General features: G+C 37.9%; 1 protein-coding gene. It reads right to left on the bottom strand.

Going from position 1 to position 522, the window contains the following annotated elements; translation table 11 throughout:
- A partial coding sequence (locus tag QQK43_RS23840; RefSeq protein ID WP_502260867.1) for a proton-conducting transporter transmembrane domain-containing protein occupies window positions 1–522 on the bottom strand: 522 nt, incomplete at both ends.

The raw sequence follows: 522 nt of genomic DNA, 5'->3' as shown, positions 1-522 counted from the left end.
TAAGGATTTCATCTTTGGACCAGAAGCAAGCAAGAGGTGGAATACCACAAAGAGAAAGGGTACCCCATAAAAAACAAGTTCTTGTAATTGGAATGTATTTTCTTAAACCACCCATAAGAACCATATTCTGACTTTTATCTGGTGAATATCCAACAAGAGGTTCCATTGAATGAATAACAGATCCGGATCCCAAGAATAATAAAGCTTTCGAATAAGCATGAGTGATCAAATGGAATAAAGCAGCTTGATAAGAACCTATACCTAGAGCTAACATCATATAACCCAATTGAGACATTGTAGAATAGGCTAAGCTTCTTTTAATATCTCTCTGAGCAAGAGCTAAAGTGGCTCCTAAGAAAAGTGTTAGTGTACCTATTAAAGAAATGAAACTCATTATCAAAGGTAGGGATATGAAAAGAGGAAGAAGTCGAGCTATAAGAAAAATCCCCGCAGCAACCATAGTTGCTGCGTGTATAAGAGCTGAAATGGGGGTGGGTCCTTCCATAGCATCGGGTAACCATA

It is taken from the genome of Hydrogenophaga electricum (assembly GCF_030160815.1).
Taxonomy (GTDB): domain Bacteria; phylum Pseudomonadota; class Gammaproteobacteria; order Burkholderiales; family Burkholderiaceae_C; genus Hydrogenophaga; species Hydrogenophaga electricum.
Note: the sequence above shows the minus strand (reverse complement) of the source record. Positions and strands in the feature narration are given on the sequence as shown.